This is a genomic window from Halomonas ventosae, from assembly GCF_004361885.1.
Classification (GTDB): domain Bacteria; phylum Pseudomonadota; class Gammaproteobacteria; order Pseudomonadales; family Halomonadaceae; genus Halomonas; species Halomonas ventosae_C.
The window spans coordinates 1-15,144 of sequence record NZ_SNWH01000036.1 but is presented as its reverse complement, the minus strand read 5'-3'; the positions used below and the strand labels follow the sequence as shown (position 1 = coordinate 15,144).

The 15,144-nt window shown below is 64.4% G+C and carries 16 protein-coding genes and 4 tRNA genes; 5 read left to right on the top strand and 15 right to left on the bottom strand.

The window, feature by feature from the left end:
- Window positions 1–487 precede the first annotated feature (487 nt).
- The 4 genes from DFO68_RS14885 to DFO68_RS14870 form a co-directional block, all read right to left on the bottom strand.
- Window positions 488–1,222: an RNA methyltransferase gene (locus DFO68_RS14885; RefSeq protein WP_133484408.1), complete on the bottom strand. Its 735-nt coding sequence runs from the start codon at window positions 1,220–1,222 to the stop codon at window positions 488–490.
- A gap of 218 nt (window positions 1,223–1,440) precedes the next feature.
- Entirely contained in the window at window positions 1,441–3,084 is a 1,644-nt protein-coding gene (groL, locus tag DFO68_RS14880; RefSeq protein ID WP_133484407.1) for a chaperonin GroEL, read from the bottom strand.
- Between the two features lie 63 nt (window positions 3,085–3,147).
- Entirely contained in the window at window positions 3,148–3,441 is a 294-nt protein-coding gene (locus DFO68_RS14875; RefSeq protein WP_133484406.1) for a co-chaperone GroES, read from the bottom strand.
- 208 nt (window positions 3,442–3,649) lie between these two features.
- The gene (locus tag DFO68_RS14870) at window positions 3,650–4,174 is read right to left on the bottom strand and encodes an FxsA family protein (RefSeq protein ID WP_133484405.1); all 525 of its coding nucleotides are present in this window, start codon (window positions 4,172–4,174) and stop codon (window positions 3,650–3,652) included.
- 216 nt (window positions 4,175–4,390) lie between these two features.
- Between DFO68_RS14870 and DFO68_RS14865 the strand changes: the two genes are divergently transcribed.
- Window positions 4,391–5,152, top strand: a complete 762-nt coding sequence (locus tag DFO68_RS14865) for an SDR family oxidoreductase (RefSeq protein ID WP_133484404.1) — start codon at window positions 4,391–4,393, stop codon at window positions 5,150–5,152.
- Between the two features lie 62 nt (window positions 5,153–5,214).
- Here DFO68_RS14865 and DFO68_RS14860 read toward each other — a convergent pair whose 3' ends face one another.
- On the bottom strand, window positions 5,215–5,505 hold the full coding sequence (locus DFO68_RS14860; RefSeq protein ID WP_133484403.1) for a ComEA family DNA-binding protein: 291 nt from the start codon (window positions 5,503–5,505) through the stop codon (window positions 5,215–5,217).
- A 218-nt stretch (window positions 5,506–5,723) separates the two neighbouring features.
- Between DFO68_RS14860 and pyrF the strand changes: the two genes are divergently transcribed.
- Window positions 5,724–6,425, top strand: coding sequence for an orotidine-5'-phosphate decarboxylase (gene pyrF, locus DFO68_RS14855; RefSeq protein WP_133484402.1), 702 nt, complete (start codon window positions 5,724–5,726; stop codon window positions 6,423–6,425).
- Window positions 6,426–6,431: 6 nt separating this feature from the next.
- Here the strand turns inward: pyrF and lapB are convergent, their stop codons facing one another.
- The 3 genes from lapB to DFO68_RS14840 are packed head-to-tail and all read right to left on the bottom strand — an operon-like array spanning window position 6,432 to window position 8,271.
- Entirely contained in the window at window positions 6,432–7,616 is a 1,185-nt protein-coding gene (gene lapB, locus DFO68_RS14850; protein ID WP_133484401.1) for a lipopolysaccharide assembly protein LapB, read from the bottom strand.
- Window position 7,617: 1 nt separating this feature from the next.
- The gene (locus tag DFO68_RS14845) at window positions 7,618–7,923 is read right to left on the bottom strand and encodes a lipopolysaccharide assembly protein LapA domain-containing protein (RefSeq protein WP_133484400.1); all 306 of its coding nucleotides are present in this window, start codon (window positions 7,921–7,923) and stop codon (window positions 7,618–7,620) included.
- A gap of 51 nt (window positions 7,924–7,974) precedes the next feature.
- Window positions 7,975–8,271 (bottom strand): integration host factor subunit beta, encoded by a 297-nt coding sequence (locus tag DFO68_RS14840; protein ID WP_133484399.1) that lies wholly within the window; start codon window positions 8,269–8,271, stop codon window positions 7,975–7,977.
- 201 nt (window positions 8,272–8,472) lie between these two features.
- On the opposite strand from DFO68_RS14840, the gene DFO68_RS14835 reads away from it, so the two are divergent.
- Both DFO68_RS14835 and DFO68_RS14830 read left to right on the top strand, forming a co-directional pair.
- Window positions 8,473–8,766, top strand: coding sequence for a succinate dehydrogenase assembly factor 2 (locus DFO68_RS14835; RefSeq protein ID WP_133484398.1), 294 nt, complete (start codon window positions 8,473–8,475; stop codon window positions 8,764–8,766).
- Between the two features lie 70 nt (window positions 8,767–8,836).
- Complete coding sequence (locus DFO68_RS14830) at window positions 8,837–9,124, top strand: hypothetical protein (RefSeq protein ID WP_133484397.1); 288 nt, start codon at window positions 8,837–8,839, stop codon at window positions 9,122–9,124.
- 31 nt (window positions 9,125–9,155) lie between these two features.
- Here DFO68_RS14830 and nadB read toward each other — a convergent pair whose 3' ends face one another.
- The 7 genes from nadB to uvrY all read right to left on the bottom strand — a co-directional run bounded on the left by nadB (window position 9,156) and on the right by uvrY (window position 14,674).
- A complete protein-coding gene (gene nadB, locus DFO68_RS14825) occupies window positions 9,156–10,748 on the bottom strand; it encodes an L-aspartate oxidase (RefSeq protein ID WP_133484396.1) in 1,593 nt (530 codons plus the stop codon).
- 163 nt (window positions 10,749–10,911) lie between these two features.
- Window positions 10,912–10,998: transfer RNA gene (locus DFO68_RS14820), tRNA-Leu, on the bottom strand.
- 32 nt (window positions 10,999–11,030) lie between these two features.
- Window positions 11,031–11,104 (bottom strand) — tRNA-Cys (locus tag DFO68_RS14815).
- A 295-nt stretch (window positions 11,105–11,399) separates the two neighbouring features.
- A tRNA-Gly gene (locus DFO68_RS14810) sits at window positions 11,400–11,474 on the bottom strand.
- 59 nt (window positions 11,475–11,533) lie between these two features.
- The gene (gene pgsA / locus DFO68_RS14805) at window positions 11,534–12,085 is read right to left on the bottom strand and encodes a CDP-diacylglycerol--glycerol-3-phosphate 3-phosphatidyltransferase (RefSeq protein WP_133484395.1); all 552 of its coding nucleotides are present in this window, start codon (window positions 12,083–12,085) and stop codon (window positions 11,534–11,536) included.
- A 65-nt stretch (window positions 12,086–12,150) separates the two neighbouring features.
- Complete coding sequence (gene uvrC / locus DFO68_RS14800) at window positions 12,151–13,959, bottom strand: excinuclease ABC subunit UvrC (protein WP_133484394.1); 1,809 nt, start codon at window positions 13,957–13,959, stop codon at window positions 12,151–12,153.
- 67 nt (window positions 13,960–14,026) lie between these two features.
- The gene (gene uvrY / locus DFO68_RS14795) at window positions 14,027–14,674 is read right to left on the bottom strand and encodes a UvrY/SirA/GacA family response regulator transcription factor (RefSeq protein ID WP_133484393.1); all 648 of its coding nucleotides are present in this window, start codon (window positions 14,672–14,674) and stop codon (window positions 14,027–14,029) included.
- A gap of 227 nt (window positions 14,675–14,901) precedes the next feature.
- Between uvrY and DFO68_RS14790 the strand changes: the two genes are divergently transcribed.
- Window positions 14,902–14,977, top strand: a tRNA-Ala gene (locus DFO68_RS14790).
- The last annotated feature ends 167 nt before the right edge of the window (window positions 14,978–15,144 follow it).

Below are 15,144 nucleotides of genomic sequence, written 5' to 3'. Positions count from 1 at the left end.
CGAAGCAACAGGGCAGCGCTGTGCCGCTGCGAACATGGCCGAGGCATTAGCTTAAACTCAGGCAAATTCTGTCTTGACCGTGGGGTCCACTTTAGGCGAGGCGATCGAGCGTCTCCTCGAGGGGCCCCGCTTCTTCAGGTGCCGCCGCGCCTCAACCGTCTGGCGGCAAGCCTGATGCAGCAGCTCGAGTGCTGCCCGGCTCTGTACAGGGAGTCTCTGGATCGCCGCCCATGAAAAACGCCACGACGCGGGCGCCGTGGCGGTCTCACTCCTCCCTGGGTATCGTCCCGATACCGAACTCCCTGAGGGGCTCCAGCCCCCTCGCGTCCCTGGCGTCCTGCCGGCAGTGTCCCTTGCCTGTCCCCGCTGTTATCGCCGATTGCCATGACAAGCGCGTGATGGCCGGGTGACGGCTGGATGACAGCCCGTTGTCGATGCTCATCAGTACTGGTCCCACTGGTCATTAGCTTCGACCCACCCGTGGCCGTCACGCGTCGGGCAGGTGGCTCTCCAGCGAGGCGAGCAGGCCACGCAGCAGCGAGAGTTCCTTGCGATTCGGCCGGGCTCGGGCGAACAGGGCCTCCAGCTGGTCCTCGGTGCGGGCGTGGGGCTGGGTGATGAATCCACTGTGCTGCATCACCCGGCGCAGATGGTCGTGGAAATGGCCGAGCTGTTCGCGCGTCGGCTGACGTTCCTCTGCCGGTCGCGCTGAGCGATAGCCGCTGGCAGGGCGGCGCCGCCAGGCGGTGAAGAGCTCGTGGGCCAGGACCTGTACCGCCTGGGAGAGGTTGAGCACGCCGTAGTCGGGATTGGCGGGGATGCTCACCTGGTGGCTGCAGCAGCGGATCTCGTTGTTGGTCAGGCCGAAGCGCTCGCGGCCGAAGACCAGCGCCACCGGATCATAGCTGGCTTGCGCTACCAGTGCCCGGGCCATCTCGTCCGGCTCGTCGAAGTGGGGTAGCGGCAGGCTGCGCAGCCGGGCACTGGCCCCGACGACCTGGACGCACTCGCTTACCGCCTCGGCCAGCGAGCCGACCACCCGAGCGTTGTCGACCAGGTCCTCGGCGCCCGCGGCCAGCCGCGAGGCCTCGGGGTCGGGGAACTGCCGGGGGGTGACCAGCACCAGATCATTCAGGCCCATGGTCTTCATGGCCCGGGCCGAGGCGCCGATGTTGCCGGGGTGGTAGGTCTGGACGAGGACGATGCGGATGTTGGAGAGCATGAGTCGGCTCTATGCGAGATGAGCGCGTAGTGTACTGATTGGGCGGAAAGCTGTAAGCCGTAAGCTATAAGCTGTAAGAACCCCTCGGGCTCGAGTCATTCACCCGAGTCGTGGTCCGGTCAAGATTGTCTCCCAGCTTAAGGCTTATAGCTAAAGAGACCCCCGCCGGTCTCCCGGCGGGGGTCTCGATCAGGCAAGGCCTGGGGCAGGGGGCTGGTTTACATCATGCCGCCCATACCACCCATGCCGCCCATGCCGCCCATATCCGGTGCGGTGTCCTTCTCTTCCGGGTCGTCGGCGATCATGCACTCGGTGGTGATCATGAGGCCGGCGACGGAACCGGCGGACTGCAGCGCGGAACGGGTCACCTTGGCCGGGTCCAGCACACCCATCTCGAACATGTCACCGAACTCGCCGGTCTGGGCGTTGTAGCCGAAGTTGCCTTCGCCTTCCTTGACCTTGTTGAGGATGACGGAGGCTTCCTGGCCGGCGTTGGTGACGATCTGGCGCAGCGGGGCTTCCATGGCGCGCAGCGCCAGGGCGATGCCGTGGTTCTGGTCCTCGTTGTCACCCTTGAGGCCGGCCAGCTTGGTCAGCACGCGTACCAGGGCAGTACCGCCCCCAGGCACCACGCCCTCCTCGACGGCGGCGCGAGTGGAATGCAGGGCATCCTCGACGCGGGCCTTCTTCTCCTTCATCTCGATCTCGGTGGCGGCACCGACACGGATGACGGCGACTCCGCCGGCGAGCTTGGCGACGCGCTCCTGGAGCTTCTCGCGATCGTAGTCGGAGGAGGTCTCCTCGATCTGGGCGCGGATCTGGTTGACACGTGCCTCGATGTCACTGTCCTTGCCGGCACCATCGATGATGGTGGTGTTCTCCTTGGACATGGTCACGCGCTTGGCGGTGCCCAGGTGGTCCAGGGTCGCCTGCTCGAGGGTCAGCCCGACTTCCTCGGAGATCACCGTAGCACCGGTGAGAATGGCGATGTCCTGGAGCATGGCCTTGCGGCGATCGCCGAAGCCTGGTGCCTTGGCGGCGGCGACCTTGACGATGCCGCGCATGGTGTTGACCACCAGCGTGGCCAGCGCCTCGCCCTCGATATCCTCGGAGACGATCACCAGCGGCTTGCCCGCCTTGGCGACGGCTTCCAGTGTCGGCAGCAGCTCGCGGATGTTGGAGATCTTCTTGTCGACCAGCAGGATGTAGGGGTCTTCCAGCTCGACCGCCATGGTGTCCTGGTTGGTAACGAAGTAGGGCGACAGGTAGCCACGGTCGAACTGCATGCCTTCGACGACATCTAGTTCATCCTCGAAACCGCGACCCTCGTCGACGGTGATCACGCCTTCCTTGCCAACCTTCTCCATGGCCTGGGCGATGATCTCGCCGATACGCTTGTCACCGTTGGCGGAGATGGTGCCGACCTGGGCGATGGCCTTGGCGTCGGTGCAGGGTACGGAGAGTTCCTGAACGCCCTCGACGGCGGCGGCCACGGCCTGGTCGATGCCGCGCTTGAGGTCCATCGGGTTCATGCCCGCGGTCACCGCCTTCATGCCCTCGGTGACGATGGTCTGGGCCAGCACGGTAGCGGTGGTGGTGCCGTCACCGGCCACGTCAGAAGTCTTGGACGCGACTTCCTTGACCATCTGGGCGCCCATGTTCTCGAACTTGTCCTTGAGCTCGATCTCCTTGGCCACGGAGACGCCGTCCTTGGTCACGGTCGGTGCACCGAAGGACTTCTCCAGCACCACGTTGCGACCCTTCGGCCCCAGGGTGACCTTGACGGCATTGGCCAGGAGATCGACGCCGCGCGCCATGCGCTTGCGGGCATCATCGGAGAACTTGACTTGTTTTGCTGCCATTTTCGTATGCTTCCTGTGAGTTCGTGAACGTCAGTATCAAACAGTTGCGGGTCGTGTCCGGTATCAGCCTTCGACGACGGCCAGAATGTCGGATTCGCTCATGATCAGCACTTCCTCGCCGTCGATCTTCTGCTTCTCGACGCCGAAGCCATCCTTGAAGATCACGGTGTCCCCAACCTTGACGTCGAGTGGGCGGACGTCGCCGTTGTCGAGGATCCGGCCATTACCGGCGGCCAGCACCTCGCCACGCGTGGGCTTTTCCTGGGCGTTTCCCGGAAGCACGATGCCGCCTGCGGTCTTCTGTTCTTCTTCAACGCGACGGATCACGACGCGATCGTGCAAGGGACGGATGTTCATTGCTCACGTTCTCCTGATGGTTTGCTGTGCCAGGGCATTGCCTGGACGTTTTCATCATCAACCCGCAGTCCAGCTGCGGGGTGGAGGCGGTTATCGCCTTCCTTGTCGATGGCTCGGGGATTATCCCGTGCCGAATCCTGATGCTGTCGGATAAGTGGGGCTCGGCGTTGGGCTTTCAAGGCCCCCGATGAAAATTTTTTGTTCCCTCTCAGCGTGAGTCGTCACGCGAGAGGAACTCGCCCTCCAGCGGAGCGTCCTGACGATGGCCATGGGCGTGCTGGTCGCCCGCGTCGGGGGATTCCCGCCGCGGGCCGGCCTGCTGCCAGTCGGCATCGGTGGCCTGGCGCGGCCGGTAGGTCCTGGCATTCAGGTGCAGGCTCTTCACATGCACTCCCACCCAGCCCAGCCACTTGGCCAGCAGTCGCCGCGTATTGGGGATCAGACACATGAAGCCCAGGGCGTCGGATAGGAAGCCGGGGGCCATCAGCAGAGCGCCGCCAAAGATCAGTGCCGCCCCGGTCAGTAACTCACCCGACGGGATCTCGCCCTTGGCCATGCGCTCCTGGGCACGGGCGAAGGTGGCCACGCCTTCGCGGCGGATCAGCTGCAGGCCGATGAATCCGGTCGCCAGGACCAGCAGCAGGGTGCTCAGCAGACCGATCTGGCTGCCAATCGAAAAGAGGATGACGAAGTCGAGCAGGGCGAAGACGGTGAAGAGGACAAGAAAGGGCATGGGGACTCCGCGTGTGGCGTTTTGCAGGTGATGGGGGCAGGGCAACGAAATTCAAGCCACTGGCTTGTTCCCAGGTGGACGATGGAAGGTACTTCCGCTTTTTGCTATGGTGTGGTGCAGTGCAGCATGACGACCCCTTACCGACAGCTGGTCATTCCCCGCGGCTGCCGTGCAGCCTTAAGGCCAGCGAGATTTCCCCCCATTGGAGAAGTGCCGATGCAACTCGATAATACCGTCATCGCCATCACCGGCGGCGCGCAAGGCCTCGGCCTGGCCATGGCACGTCAGCTTGGTGGTCAGGGAGCGAGGCTCGCTCTGCTGGACGTGGACTCCGCTACTCTGGACCGTGCCGTCTCCTCGCTGCATGCCGCGGGAATCGAGGCCCGTGGCTTCATCGCCAATGTGGCCGATGAGGCAGCGGTGAGACAGGCCTTTAGCGACATCGCATCATCGCTGGGCCCCATCCATGGCCTGGTCAACAATGCAGGTATCGTCCGCGATGGTCTGCTGGTCAAAGCCCGGGATGGCAAGGTGGAGAAGACATTATCATTGGACAAGTGGCAGCAGGTGCTCGATGTCAACCTGACGGGCGTCTTCCTGTGTGGTCGGGAAGCGGCGGTGCAGATGATCGAGGCCGGTCATCAGGGTGTCATTGTCAACATCTCGAGCATCTCTCGCGCGGGGAACATGGGGCAGAGTAACTATGCCGCAGCCAAGGCCGCTGTGGTGGCGCTGACCACAACCTGGGCAAAGGAGCTGGCGCGTTATAGCATTCGCGTGGGGGCGGTGGCGCCGGGCTTCATCGAGACGGAGATGACCGCTTCTATGCGCCAGGACATGCTCGATAAGCTGACGTCAGGGGTGCCGCTCAAACGCCTCGGCCAGCCCGAGGACATCGCCGAAAGCGTGGCCTTCATCATGACCAATGATTACTTTACTGGCCGCGTAATCGAGTGTGACGGTGGCTTGCGCCTCTAGCCGCTAAGGTTTTTTCGAAGAGAGGACGCCGGGCACTCGGCCGGCGTCCTCGACTGGCAGGTTCAGAAGGTTATCTGGTCGGCGAGCCCTTTCACGGTCAGCTCACCGATACCGTTGACGCGGGTCAGCTCCTCGGCGCTCTGGTAGGGGCCGTTCGCCTCACGGTCCTCGATGATGGCGGCTGCGCGCGTTTCCCCGATGCCGGGTAGCTCAGCCAGCAGCTCTGCGTCGGCACTGTTGATGTTGATCGGCTCCATTGCTTGGGCCAGTACCTGGCCGGCGACGAAGGGCGCTAGGCTCAGCAGCATGACCAGCAACAGGCCGGATAGGCGTCGTGTGAAGGCATCTTTCATGTTGTTCCCTTTTCCTGGCTTTTGGAGGGTTGCAGCCGACTCCGTGCTGCGCCGGTCTGCCCCTATCAAGCTAGTGGGCCTGTGCCGGTGGCCATGTCATCGAAAGTGGACGCGGCATGTCAGCATTTGCGTAAGATGATCGACGACTTTGCTGACATGCTATGTCAACTATCATTGATATTCTTGCCCGCGCCACCCTTGCTGTCTGGAGCCCGCCCGTGTCCACCGCCTCCCCGCTGATCATCGCCCTCGACTATGCGTCCCTGGATGCCGCCTTGTGCATGGCCGATCGCCTCGATCCCGCCCGCTGTCGACTCAAGGTCGGCAAGGAACTCTTTACCCGCAGTGGTCCCGAGGTGCTCGATGCCTTGCACGGCCGCGGCTTCGAGGTGTTCCTGGATCTCAAGTTCCACGACATCCCCACTACTGTGGCGGGGGCCATCCAGGCCGCCGCCGAGCAGGGCGTATGGATGGTCAATGTGCATGCCAGCGGTGGCCGCCGGATGATGGAGGCAGCGCGCGAGCGCCTCGAGCGGCAGGGGCTGGAGACTCGGCTGATTGCGGTGACGGTGTTGACCAGCATGCAGGGGGAGGATCTGGTCGAGGTGGGTATCGAGGCGCCGCTGGCCGAGCAGGTCGAGCGGCTGGCCATGCTGGCTCGTGACAGTGGCATGGACGGAGTGGTCTGCTCGGCGCATGAGGCATCACGCCTGGATGAGCTGTGTGGCAAGGAGTTTCTGAAGGTGACCCCGGGTATTCGGCCGAGCTTCGCCATGGCCGGTGACCAGCGTCGGGTGATGACCGCAGCACAAGCGGTGACCGCCGGCAGTACCCATCTGGTAGTGGGACGACCGGTGACCCAAGCGGAGGAGCCAATGGCCGCCCTGGCCGCCATCGAGAGCGAGCTTTCCGGCGGCTGAGCGCGGCTACTGGCTCTCGATGCCGGTGATTGGCTTGGTGGTGCCCCAGTTGCGACAGCGGGGGCACTGCCAATGCAGCCGTTCACCAGAGAAGCCGCAGCGACGGCAGCGGTGCCGGGGCATGGCCTGGACCAGGGTCTGGGTGTGGCGCTGCAGCAGCGCGAGGCGCTCGTCCTCCTCGCCGCTGTCGTTGTGCCGGTAGAGGGTCAGCAGGTAGTGCATTGCGCCCAGGCTCGGGGCATGGTCGAGCTGCTCAGTGACCAGCGCCAGGGCCTCCTGGTCATCGCCGTGATGGTGGCGCAACGTCTCGGCCAGGCGGATGATCACGCTGGTGCAGGGTGCCTGCTCGAGAAGCTCCTGCAGGCAGCGGATCAGGCCCTGCTCGTCGTCCAGCAGGCGATAGGCGCGGGCCAGGGGCTCGAGGATGGTGGGGGTGAAGGCGGGGTCCTGGTCGGGAATCCGCCTGAGCAGCCGGATGGAGGCCTTGTACTGCTCGGTGTCGTGCTCCATGGCGGCCAGCAGCAGGTTGGCGCGCACGCATTGCGGGTCGGTGGTCAGTGCCTGGCGAAGGTGCCGCCTGGCCAGCACGGGGCTGGCCGAATGACGCTCCTGTTCGGCCAGCTCGCAGAGCCAGTGCGCCGCCGCGCGGCGGATGTCGTCGTGCTGGCGGACCAGCCTGGGCAGGGCGATATCCAGCGCGGCCTGCCATTCGCCCTCCCGTTCCAGCAGGTCGACCAGCAGCCGCCTGGCCGCATCGCGCAGCTCGTCATCCTGGCTGTCGCGCACCAGGCCCTGCAGCAGGCGCTCGGCGCGGTCGAGCAGTCCTAGGGCGAGGAAGTCGCGGGAGAGCTCGAGTTGGACCCTGTCGCTCTGCCCGGCGGTCAGTGTCGGCCGGGCGAGCAGGTTCTGGTGGATCTTCAGCGCACGGTCGGCCTCGCCCCGGGTGCGGAAGAGGTTACCTAGCGCCAGGTGGGTCTCTATGGTGTCGCTGTTGACTTCCAGCGCGCCGATGAAGGTCTCGATGGCCCGGTCCTGCTGATCATTGAGCAGGTAGTTGAGGCCGACGAAGTAGTCCCGTGCCAGTGCCGGCGGCTGTGATGTCTTGCCGGTGCCCTGGCGCTCCCGGCGGCCCAGCCACCAGCCGATGGCGACGGCCGCCACCAGCAGGGCCAGCAGCAAAACATCGGGCATGTCAGGGAAGTTCCTTAATCTCCTGCACGCGCAGGCGGTCAAGTTCCTTGCGCTGCTGCTGGTTGTGCCGCTGGGCGCGGGTCAGCCGGGTGCGCAGCCGCAGGTAGACACCGCTCATGGCCAGCATCCCCAGCAGCACACCCACGGCGAGCGAGGCAAGTAACCAAACGGAGAGCGAGGCGGCAGGCAGCTCGATCCAGATGAGATTGAGTGGCAGGGCCTGCTGGTTATTGACGGCAAAGAGAATGCCGATCAGCAGCACCGCCAGCAGGATAATGGCCAGGATCAGGCCTTTTAGCCAACGCATGTGCTTGTTCCCATGTCGGTTGAAGGAGAGTCGGCGGTCGCGGGGCGCCGCTTAGTAGCCGAGCGCGCGGCTGGCATCCACCTGTTCGCGCAGCTCCTTGCCGGGTTTGAAGTGTGGCACGAACTTGCCGTCGAGTGCGACCGGTTCTCCCGTCTTGGGATTGCGACCCACTCGCGGTTTGCGATAGTGCAGCGAAAAGCTGCCGAAGCCACGGATTTCCACGCGTCCTCCTTCGGCGAGGGTGTCGGTGATGTCATCAAGGATCAGGCGTACCGCCGCCTCGACTTCCTTGACCGACAGCTCAGGCTGTCGCATGGCGATCTGTTCGATCAGTTCGGACTTGGTCATCGGCTCTACTCCGTGCGCTCCTACCTGGGTCGACGCGATCCCGGCGTTGTTGTTTTTCCAAAGCATACTGTGCAAATATCTGAAAAACAACGCATTACGACCTTTTTTCGAGTCAGAAAGAGGCCTGTCATCGTCGGGCTGCTGGCAAAGCGGGGGTCGGGTATACTGGCAAGACACCCATGCCACTTGACGAGGCTAACCTTGAGCGACGATTCATCTACGCAAGCTATCCTGCGCAAGCGCCTTTACTGGCATTCGCGGCGCGGCATGTGGGAACTGGACCTGCTGCTGATTCCCTTCCTCGAGCAGTGCTATGGTGAGCTGGATCAAGCCGACCAGGCGGCCTTCCGATCACTGATCGAGGAGGAGGATCAGGATCTGTTTATCTGGTTGATGCGCCGCGAGTGGCCCGAGGAACCGGCGCGGCGGCGTATTCTCAAGTTGATCGTCGAGCATGCCGAGACCACCGACAACGATCGCTATCGCAACCTCTAGGCTATCGCTGGCGGCTCATGGGAGCTGCGCCGCGGCGGTCGCCGGCGTGGTGGGGGTGGGGGTAGCGCCCGTGGCAGGCGTGCTCGCAGGAGCGTTGCTGGGCGGGGTGCTGGTGACACTCGCCAGGCCACGCTTTCAGGGTGAACTGCATGGAACGCCAAAGGCGACGGGTGGCGCGGAGTGGTCATGGCGCGACAGCGCTGCCCAGGCCTGGCAACCGGTGAGCCTGCGCTGCGACTACCTGGGTCCCTGGCTGATCGGGCTGAGGCTCGACGGACGGCGGCTGTGGCTATGGCCCGACAGCAGCGACGTGGAATCGCTGCGTCGCCTGCGACGTGAGCTGCTGCCGTTGCCTTGATGGCGACGAGCGTCGTTAAGGGGGTGGGGGATCACGTGCCCTCCTCCAGGTCCTCCAGGGCCCGAAGCGTGATCCGGGAGGGCTGGGGAAATGCGTCGCCATGTGTCGGGCAATCCGGGTTGTAATGCAGACCGCGAGACTCGCGTCGCGCCCGGGCGCAGGCTACGGTGAGGCGGGCCAGGCGCAGGGCATGCCAGAGATTCGTCAGGGGTACCGAGGGGATGACGTCCTTCATCTGGGGGGCTAGCCGGTGATACAACGTCTCCAAGCCACAGGCGGCTTCCTCAAGACCCTGGTCGGTGCGCACAATGGCGACCCGGGTGCTCATCAGCTGACGCATCGCTTCGCGAATCTGCTCGATCCTTTCCAGGGCCACTCGCTGCTCTCCGCGTGGCATCGGCAACGGCGTGGCATTTGGCTCGGCTTGCGCCGTGCGTAGCCGTCGGCCACAACTGCGGGCATAGACCAGGCACTCCAGCAGGGAGTTGCTGGCCATGCGATTGGCGCCGTGCAGTCCCGTGCAGGCCGCTTCGCCGATGGCATGCAGTCGCGGCACCGTGGTGGCGCCGGCGAGGTCGGTGGTGATTCCGCCGCAGCTGTAGTGGGCAGCGGGTACCACCGGGATCGGTTGGTGCACGATGTCCAGCCCGCGACTGGCGCAGTGGGCATGGATGGTCGGGAAATGGAGGCGGATCGCGGCCTCACCGAGGTGGCGGATATCCAGGTAGACATGGTCGCTGCCGGTGCGCTGCATCTGGGCATCGATGGCGCGGGCGACGATGTCGCGGGGCGCCAACTCGGCCCGGGGGTCCACCGCCGGCATGAAGCGCTCGCCCGCGGCGTCGATCAACAGCCCGCCCTCGCCACGAACCGCTTCGCTGATCAGGAAGGCGGGGCCCTGAGGGTCATAGAGGCAGGTGGGATGGAACTGCTGGAACTCCAGGTTCATCAGTTCGGCGCCGAGTTCGGCGGCCATCATCATGCCCTCGCCGCTGGCCGGCTGAGGGCTGGTGGTGTGACGATAGAGGCCGCTGGCCCCGCCGGTGGCGAGCACGGTGTCCTCGGCAGTGAGCTCGTGTAGCCGCCCAGCGGCATCCAGGCAGCGTGCTCCGCGGCAGTGGCCTTCGTTGTCGCCGATCAGGCCGATGGCGGTGAGCTCGCCATGCAGCCGGATGTTGGGGTGGGCCTCGACGTGTTGCCTGAGGGTCTCGACCACGGCGCGGCCGGTGGCATCGTCGGCGTGGATGATGCGTCGTGCGCCATGGCCGCCCTCGCGGGTGAGGTGGTAGGGATAGCCGGCATCGGCACTGGCGTCAGGCGTGAAGGGCACGCCGAGCGTCAGCAGCCATTCGATGGTCGAGGGCCCCTGCTCCACGGTGAAGCGCACCGCTTGCGGGTCGCACAGGCCGTCGCCGGCCACCAGGGTGTCGGCCACATGGGCCTCGATATCGTCCTGGGGGGAGAGCACGGCGGCGATGCCGCCCTGGGCCCAGCGGCTGGCACCCTGGTCGTCGCTCTCGGGACGCAGCAGCGTGACCCGGCGATGGTCGGCGACCTCCAGGGCCAGAGCCAGTCCGGCGATCCCGCCACCGATGATCAGCACCTCATGCTTGCCGTCGGTCATCTGGCTTTCCCTCTTGCGTGGTGACTCGCGTGATGGCCAAGGCCTCTGCCTTGATGCAATGGTAAGGTGCTCGGCGAGGCAGGTGCTCGAAGGGGCCCAGGTGGCAGGTGAGACCCGCGGTGAGGCGCTCCCGAGGCATGCTGGAAGGGTGCAAGCAGCAAGCTGGTGCCCGGAGCCGGGCTCGAACCGGCACGGTGTTGCCACCGAGGGATTTTAAGTCCCTTGCGTCTACCAATTTCGCCATCCGGGCGGCACGGTTCTGAGCGGGAAACGGGGGAATAATGGAGGCTGGAGTCGGAATCGAACCGGCGTACACGGAGTTGCAGTCCGCTGCATAACCACTCTGCCATCCAGCCTAAGGAGTCGTGTCACTGATGTGGGGAATGGAGCGGGAAACGAGATTTGATCGGACCGGCGTACCGGCTCGCGACCCTCGAAGTCGCACTCTTCCACTCGTGATGTTGCCTTGAGTCTGGAGCGGGAAACGAGATTTGATCGGACCGGCGTACCGGCTCGCGACCCTCGAAGTCGCACTCTTCCACTCGTGATGTTGCCTTGAGTCTGGAGCGGGAAACGAGATTTGATCGGACCGGCGTACCGGCTCGCGACCCTCGAAGTCGCACTCTTCCACTCGTGATGTTGCCTTGAGTCTGGAGCGGGAAACGAGATTCGAACTCGCGACCCTCGCCTTGGCAAGGCGATGCTCTACCACTGAGCTATTCCCGCTGAACTCGAGAGCGAATTATACGGATAAGCCGGTGACTGTCAAACAGTTTTCTTCCCTCTCAGCGCATCGAGCTGCTCAGGTGCGGCCATGCTGCTTTGAGATAAAGAAACATCGACCATAGCGTCAGTAAAGCCGCCACATAGAGGGTCACCACACCGAGCAGGGCAAGGGGTGTCCCCGGGGCGAAGGCCAGCAACACCAGCAGGGCGATCATCTGCAGGGTGGTCTTGACCTTGCCGATCCAGGATACCGCCACCTGGCCACGCTTGCCCATCTCGGCCATCCATTCACGCAACGCCGAGATGACGATCTCGCGGCCGATGATCACCAGCGCCGGCAGGGTCAGCCAGATGGCCTCGTAGCGCTCGATCAGCAGGGCCAGGGCCACGGCCACCATCAGCTTGTCGGCCACTGGGTCGAGGAAGGCGCCGAAGGGCGTGGACTGGTTCCAGCGCCGGGCCAGATAGCCATCGAGCCAATCGGTCACCGCAGCCAGCGCGAACAGCGCGGCGGCCAGGGGCATGCTCCAGGCGAAGGGCAGATAGAACAGCAACACCAACAGCGGGATGGAGAGGATTCTGGCCAGGGTGAGCAGGTTGGGTATGTTCATCGGGAGGTGCGGTCCTTGCTTGGGAGATGCCGGAAACCCCCTCATTCTATCCGCCGGGGCCCGGCTCATCCATGCAGGGCGCGATGAATCGTCTCGGCCAGGGTGGCACTGATGCCGGGGACCCGCGCCAGTTCCTCGCGACTGGCCTGCCTGACCCCTTGCAGGCCGCCGAAGAAGCGCAGCAGCTCGCGGCGGCGACGCGGCCCCACGCCCGGGATGTCCTGCAGGGTAGAAGTGCGTCGTGTCTTGTCGCGGCGTGCTCGATGTCCGGCGATGGCGAAGCGATGCGACTCGTCGCGGATATGCTGGATCAGATGCAGGGCCGGAGATGAGCCGTCGAGGTCCAAGCTGTGATCGACGGTCTCGACGAACAGGGTCTCGAGCCCCGCCTTGCGCGTGGTGCCCTTGGCCACGCCGAGTAGGGTAACGCCACTCACACCCAGCTCGGCAAACACCTCTCTGGCCATGTTCAATTGCCCCTTGCCGCCATCGACGATGAGGATGTCCGGGGGCTCGCCTTCGTGGATTCGCTTGAAGCGGCGGGTCAGCGCCTGGCGCATAGCGGCATAGTCGTCACCAGCGGCCACGTCCTCGATGTTGAAGCGGCGGTAGTCGGACTTGCGTGGCCCGTTCTCGTCGAATACCACGCAGGCGGCCACGGTGGCCTCGCCATGGCTGTGGCTGATGTCGAAGCACTCCAGGCGGCGGGGGGTGTCCTCGAGTGCCAGGGCCTCGCGCAGGGCCGCGAAGCGTTTCGAGAGCTGGGTCTGGCTCGCCAGCTGGCTGGTCAGCTGCTGTTCGGCATTGGTGCGCGCCAGTTCCCGCCACTGGGCGCGATGACCGCGAACCTGGTCGGTCAGACGAATGCGCTTGCCGGCGCGCTCCCCTAGCGCCTGAGCGAGCAGATCGGCGTCCGGTAGCGGATGGCTGGTGATCACCTCCGACGGGATCTCTCTGGCCTGACCCAGGTAGAATTGGCTGACGAAGTCGCCTAGCAACGCCTCCGATCCCAGGTCGAGTCCGTTGACGGGGGCATGGTGCCGCGCTCCCAGCAGCCGGCCCTGGCGAACGGTAAGCACTGAGATGCACAGCGCCCCAGGGCGGCTGGCCAACGCGAAGACATCGGCATCGCCGCCGCCGGTGTCAACGAACTGGCGTTGCTGCATCTGGCGCAGATGCTGGATCTGGTCGCGCAGCCTAGCAGCCTCCTCGAAGTCGAGGCGTTCGCTGGCTGCTTCCATGGCCTTGCTCAGTTCACGGGTCACCACCTCGCTTCTGCCCTCGAGACACATTACGGCGTGTTCCAGGTCGCGCCGATAGTCGGCTTCGCTGATATGACCCACGCAAGGGGCGCTGCAGCGCTGTATCTGGTACTGCAGACAAGGTCGGGTGCGATGGGCAAAGACGCTGTCCTCGCAGTTGCGGATGCGGAAGATCTTCTGCATCAGCGACAGGCTCTCGCGTACGGCGTTGCTGCTGGGATAGGGGCCGAGGTAGCGACCGTCGTCGCGGCGCACCCGGGCACGCTTGTACTCCAGGGCGGGAAAGGGGTGGGGGTCGCTGACGAAGACGAAAGGGTAGGACTTGTCGTCACGCAATAGGATGTTGTACGGCGGGCGCAACTGCTTGATCAGTGTCTGCTCAAGCAGCAGGGCCTCGGTCTCGCTGTTGGTCACCGTCACCTGGATGTCGGCGATACGGCCAACCAGCGCCTGGGTCTTGGTGTTGAGCGCCCCGCGAAAGTAGCTTGCCAGACGCGCCTTGAGGCGACGTGCCTTGCCGACGTAGAGGGTCTCGCCGTGCTCGTCGAGCATGCGGTAGACCCCCGGGGATTCGCTGACGCTGCCGAGGAAGTCGCGGGAATCGAAGTTCATGGAAACGGCGTATCGTGAACCAGGAAACGGAGCGTCATTCTATCAGATCGGTTCGCCTACCATGCGCTCAGTCTACCTCTGAGAAGCCATCGACCAGACCGTGACGCAGACCGAGGTGGGTCAGCTCCACATCGGAGGCCACGCCTAGCTTCTCGAAGATTCGGTAGCGGTAGGTGTTGACCGTCTTGGGGCTCAAGAACATGCGGTCGGCGATATCGGCGACGCGCTGGCAGTTAACGATCATCATGGCGACCTGGAGCTCGCGCTGGGAGAGCTGGTCGAAAGGATTATCCGGCGCATCGATGCGCGACAGGATCAGCCGCTGAGCAATCTCGGGGCTGATATAGCGCTTTCCGCCGAACACACAGTGGATGGCCTCGACCATTTCTTCATGTTGGCAGCCCTTGCTGATGAAACCGTGGGCCCCGGCCTCGAGCAGACGCTGGGCGAAGGTTTCCTCGATGAAGGCGGTCAGTACCAGGATGCGGATGTCGCTGGCGAAGCGATTGATCTTGCGAGTGGCTTCCAGGCCGCCGATGCCGGGCATGCGGATATCCATCAGCACGATATCGGGCTCGAGCTTGCGTGCCTTGCTGATGGCCTCCTCTCCATCGGCGGCTTCACCGACCACGCGGATGCCGCGCTCGGCATTCAGCAGGTGAGCGATGCTGGTCCGAACCAGGTGGTGGTCATCGGCGACGAGAACCTTGATCAATGCAGACACTCCTGAAGACGTGGTGGATGTCGTCCCGAGACGAGGCCAGGAAAGATCGCTGCCATGACATGCTAGGGGCCGACTCGGCATCAGCTTGGCTAGCCTGACATATACCGCCCCTAAGAGGAATTCGCATAAGGCAGCAGAGCAAAATGGCCGGTGTGGGGTTGACGCCTTCGGCAGGGCTGCGTAGTATTCTGCCCGTTCTCGCCATACGGGAACGACGTGGGGCCTTAGCTCAGCTGGGAGAGCGCAACACTGGCAGTGTTGAGGTCAGCGGTTCGATCCCGCTAGGCTCCACCAACAAGTTTCAGAGAGTCAGCCCCTTGGCGGCATCCGCCAAGGGGCTTTTGCGTGTGCGCCAGGCATGGCGCGCAGCGCCTGACTGGCGCTGTTTCCAAGGGTGGTGCCTTGGAATGACTTGGGGGTGAAAGTCCCCTGCACGCCCGGCAAGGGGAAGTGCTAGCCGA